This is a genomic window from Mycobacterium sp. 1165178.9 (assembly GCF_001673555.1).
Classification (GTDB): Bacteria; Actinomycetota; Actinomycetes; order Mycobacteriales; family Mycobacteriaceae; genus Mycobacterium.
In genome coordinates, this window is the sequence record NZ_LZMB01000417.1 from 1 (window position 1) to 4,205 (window position 4,205).

The window sequence follows — 4,205 nt, forward strand, 5'->3', positions numbered from 1 at the left end:
GGCGAGCGCCGGGTGGTGAGCCAGCGTGGAAAGCGCGTTGTTGGTGTCCGCTCCGCGCATCGCCGAAAGTGCCTGCTGGGTAGCCTCGTCCCACTGGTCAGCGGGTAGCGGCTGCACGCGCATCAGGAGTGCCCTCTCGGTGAAAGAGAATCAGATTCTCATTTGCAACTAACAGACTGGCACGAAACGCCCTCCCGGTCAATGCCGGCGTGCCGGACCGCGCCCGTGCGGCGCCACCTGGTTCACCCGGTCCGCCGGATGGCCTGAGGCTCGAACGGGTCGGCCGGATCGCAATGTCGCGGCGGGTGCTACCTCACTGCGATGCCGCTCGGCGGCAAAGAAACCACGGGCTCGCTCGGTCGCTGGTCAGGCCGCTGTGGAGCCTCGCAGCAACCGCTGGATGTTGATTCTCGTCTGGCGAGAAGATAGTTTTCATTTAGTGATCTTGGCACGGGACAGCGATTCGCCGAGGCTGTAATCGATCCGATGGATCCGATGGAAGGGAAGCTCATGAACAAAGAAGACATGATGCTGATCAGCGTCGACGACCACACCGTCGAGCCCCCCGACATGTTCAAGAACCACCTGTCGAAGAAATACCAGGACGACGCACCCCGACTGGTGCACAACGACGACGGCTCGGACATGTGGAAGTTCCGTGACACGGTCATCCCGAACGTGGCATTGAACGCGGTGGCCGGCCGGCCCAAGGAGGAATACGGCATCGAGCCGACCGGGCTCGACGAGATCCGGCCGGGCTGTTACAACGTCGACGAACGCGTCAAAGACATGAACGCCGGCGGCATCCTGGCCTCGATCTGCTTCCCGTCGTTCCCAGGCTTTGCCGGGCGGCTGTTCGTCACCGACGATCACGACTTCTCCATCGCGCTGGTGCAGGCCTACAACGACTGGCACATCGACGAGTGGTGCGGCGCGTACCCGGCGCGGTTCATCCCCATGGCGATCCCGGTGATATGGGATGCCGAGGCGTGTGCCGCCGAGGTGCGCCGGGTCGCCAAGAAGGGCGTGCACGCGCTGACCTTCACCGAAAACCCGGCCGCGATGGGCTACCCGAGCTTCCACAACGAGTACTGGAACCCGTTGTGGGAAGCGTTGTGCGACACCAACACCGTGATGAACGTCCACATCGGCTCCTCGGGCCGGCTCGCGATCACCGCGCCGGACGCGCCGATGGACGTGATGATCACGCTGCAGCCGATGAACATCGTGCAGGCCGCGGCGGACCTGCTGTGGTCGGCACCGATCAAGAAGTACCCCGACCTCAAGATCGCCCTGTCCGAGGGCGGCACCGGGTGGATCCCCTACTTCCTGGAGCGCGCCGACCGCACCTACGAAATGCACTCCACCTGGACGCATCAGAACTTCGGCGACAAGTTGCCGTCCGACGTGTTCCGCGACCACTTCCTGACCTGCTTCATTAGCGACAAGGTCGGTGTGGCGCTGCGCAACATGATCGGCATCGACAACATCTGCTGGGAGGCCGACTACCCGCACAGCGACTCGATGTGGCCGGGCGCGCCAGAAGAGTTGTGGGATGTGTTGTCCATCAACAACGTTCCCGACGACGAAATTAACAAGATGACCTACGAGAATGCCATGCGGTGGTACTCGTTCGACCCCTTCACGCACATTTCTCGGGAACAGGCCACCGTCGGTGCGCTGCGTAAGGCCGCCGAAGGGCATGACGTGTCCATCAAGGCGGCGGGCCACGGTAAGGACAGCCGAGGCGGCTCGTCCTTTGCCGATTTCGCGGCTAACGCGAAAGCCCTTACCGGCAATAAGGACTAGAAGCCACACGCCGGAATGCAAGTGCGCCCGTGGCGGTCGCAAGCGCGGCGAAGCCGGGCGGCGCGGGCCAGCACTGAAAGCCGGTGCATTTCGATCGAAGGAGACTGAGCAGTGCCCGGCGCTGGAATGAACTTTGAACTGACCGATGACCAGGAACTGATCCGTCGGTCGGTGGCGGAGCTGGCGGGGAAATTCGACGACCAGTACTGGATGGAAAAAGACCAGGCGCACGAATTTCCAACCGAGTTCTACCGCGCCATAGCCGATGGCGGCTGGTTGGGAATGACGATCCCTACCGAATACGGCGGCCACGGTCTCGGCATCACGGAAGCGACAATCCTGCTCGAGGAGGTCGCCAAATCGGGTGGCGCCATGAACGCCGCAAGCTCGATCCACCTGTCCATCTTCGGAATGCAGCCGGTCGTGGTGCACGGTTCCGATGAACTCAAAGCCCGAACGTTGCCCGCCGTGGCGACCGGCGAGGTCCACGTCTGCTTCGGCGTCACCGAACCCGGTGCCGGCCTTGACACTTCGCGAATCACCACGTTCGCCAAGCGTGACGGCGACCGCTACATCGTCAACGGTCGCAAGGTCTGGATCTCCAAGGCGATGGAATCCGACAAGATCCTGTTGCTCACCCGGACGCAAAGCTATGACGAGGTCACCAAGAAGACCGACGGGATGACACTGTTCATCACCGATCTCGACCGCAGCCGGGTCGACATCCGCCCGATCCGCAAGATGGGTCGCAACGCGGTGAGCTCCAACGAGTTGTTCATCGACAATCTCGAGGTACCGGTCGAGGACCGAATCGGTGAGGAGGGCAAGGGCTTTCAGTACATCCTCGACGGCCTCAATCCGGAGCGGATGCTCATCGCGGCCGAGGCCCTGGGTATCGGCCGGGTGGCGCTGGAGAAGGCGGTGAAATACGGCAACGAGCGCGAGGTCTTCGGCCGGCCCATCGGGATGAACCAGGGATTGCAGTTTCCACTCGCCGATTCATTGGCCCGGCTCGATGCCGCGGAACTGATGCTGCGCAAGGCCACCTGGCTTTACGACAACGGCAAACCCTGTGGGCGCGAGGCCAATACGGCCAAGTACCTCTGCGCCGATGCCGGCTTCACCGCCGCGGACCGGGCGTTGCAAACCCACGGCGGCATGGGTTATGCCGAGGAGTACCACATCACGCGGTACTTCCGCGAGGCCCGGCTGATGAAGATCGCGCCGGTCAGCCAGGAAATGATTCTGAACTTCTTGGGAGCCAACGTCCTGAAGTTGCCGAGAAGCTACTAGGTAGTTTGGTTGTCATCGAACGTGCACTGACGGCGAGATTTTTGCGGTTTTTTCGCAACCAGTGCACGCTCGGCGCTTGAGAGGGTGGGCAACAATATGCGCGAAACAGTCATCGTCGAGGCCGTGCGTACACCGGTGGGCAAGCGCAACGGCGCGCTGTCCGGCATGCACGCCGCCGACCTCTCTGCGGTCGTTTTGACCGAACTCATCGAACGCACCGGCATCGGCCCAGACATCATCGACGACGTGGTCTGGGGCTGTGTATCCCAGGTGGGCGACCAGTCCAGCAACATCGGCCGCTACGCGGTCCTGGCCGCCAATTGGCCCGAGACCATTCCCGGGACCACGGTCAACCGCGCCTGCGGGTCGAGCCAGCAGGCGCTGGACTTCGCCGTGCAGGCGGTGATGTCGGGCCAGCAGGATGTCGTCGTGGCGGGTGGAGTAGAGGTCATGAGCCGGGTTCCGCTTGGCTCGGCCCGGGCAACCGGAATGCCCTATGGGCCGAAAGTCCTTGCCCGGTATGACAATTTCTCCTTCAACCAGGGCCTGTCGGCGGAGATGATCGCGAAGAAGTGGGGATTTTCGCGCACTCGGCTCGACGAATTCTCCGTCGCATCCCACGAGCGGGCCGCCGCGGCACAGGATGGCGGCGCATTCACCGAACAGATCGTGCCGGTGTTCGTCGACGGCGCCGACAACAACGTCGTCACCGCCGACGAGGGCGTGCGGCGCGGCAGCACAGTCGAGAAGCTCGGCACGCTCAAGCCGGCCTTCGCCGACGACGGCGTGATCCACGCCGGCAACTCCTCGCAGATCTCCGACGGCGCCGCCGCGCTGCTGGTGACCACCGCCGAGATGGCTGTCGAGCTGGGCTTGACCCCTATCGTGCGGTACCTGGCGGGCGCGGTGACCGGAGCGGATCCGGTGCTGATGCTCACCGGACCCATCCCGGCGACCGAAAAGGTGCTGAGCAAGGCCGGCGTCGGCCTGTCCGACGTGGGCGTCTTCGAGGTCAATGAAGCTTTCGCTCCCGTGCCGCTGGCGTGGCTGGCGGAGACCGGGGCCGACCCGGCACGGATGAATCCGCTGGGCGGCGCCATCGC

The 4,205-nt window shown here is 63.6% G+C and carries 3 protein-coding genes and 1 pseudogene; 3 read left to right on the forward strand and 1 reads right to left on the reverse strand.

Annotated features, from left to right (window positions below):
* Window positions 1–123 (reverse strand): annotated as a pseudogene (locus A5652_RS18195) (carboxymuconolactone decarboxylase family protein); the annotation flags it as partial.
* A gap of 387 nt (window positions 124–510) precedes the next feature.
* Here A5652_RS18195 and A5652_RS18200 point away from each other — a divergent pair.
* From A5652_RS18200 to A5652_RS18210, 3 genes are all read left to right on the forward strand, one after another.
* Window positions 511–1,809 (forward strand): amidohydrolase family protein, encoded by a 1,299-nt coding sequence (locus tag A5652_RS18200; RefSeq protein WP_067354466.1) that lies wholly within the window; start codon window positions 511–513, stop codon window positions 1,807–1,809.
* A gap of 126 nt (window positions 1,810–1,935) precedes the next feature.
* Window positions 1,936–3,102 (forward strand): acyl-CoA dehydrogenase family protein, encoded by a 1,167-nt coding sequence (locus tag A5652_RS18205; RefSeq protein ID WP_067354462.1) that lies wholly within the window; start codon window positions 1,936–1,938, stop codon window positions 3,100–3,102.
* A 96-nt stretch (window positions 3,103–3,198) separates the two neighbouring features.
* The coding region (locus tag A5652_RS18210) for a thiolase family protein (protein WP_067354469.1) at window positions 3,199–4,205 on the forward strand (1,007 nt) is incomplete at its 3' end.

Bases quoted from the DNA above. Each gene is read 5' to 3' on its own strand.
- A5652_RS18200 (WP_067354466.1), top strand. From the start codon at position 511: ATGAACAAAGAAGACATGATGCTGATCAGCGTCGACGACCACACCGTC.
- A5652_RS18205 (WP_067354462.1), top strand. From the start codon at position 1,936: ATGAACTTTGAACTGACCGATGACCAGGAACTGATCCGTCGGTCGGTG.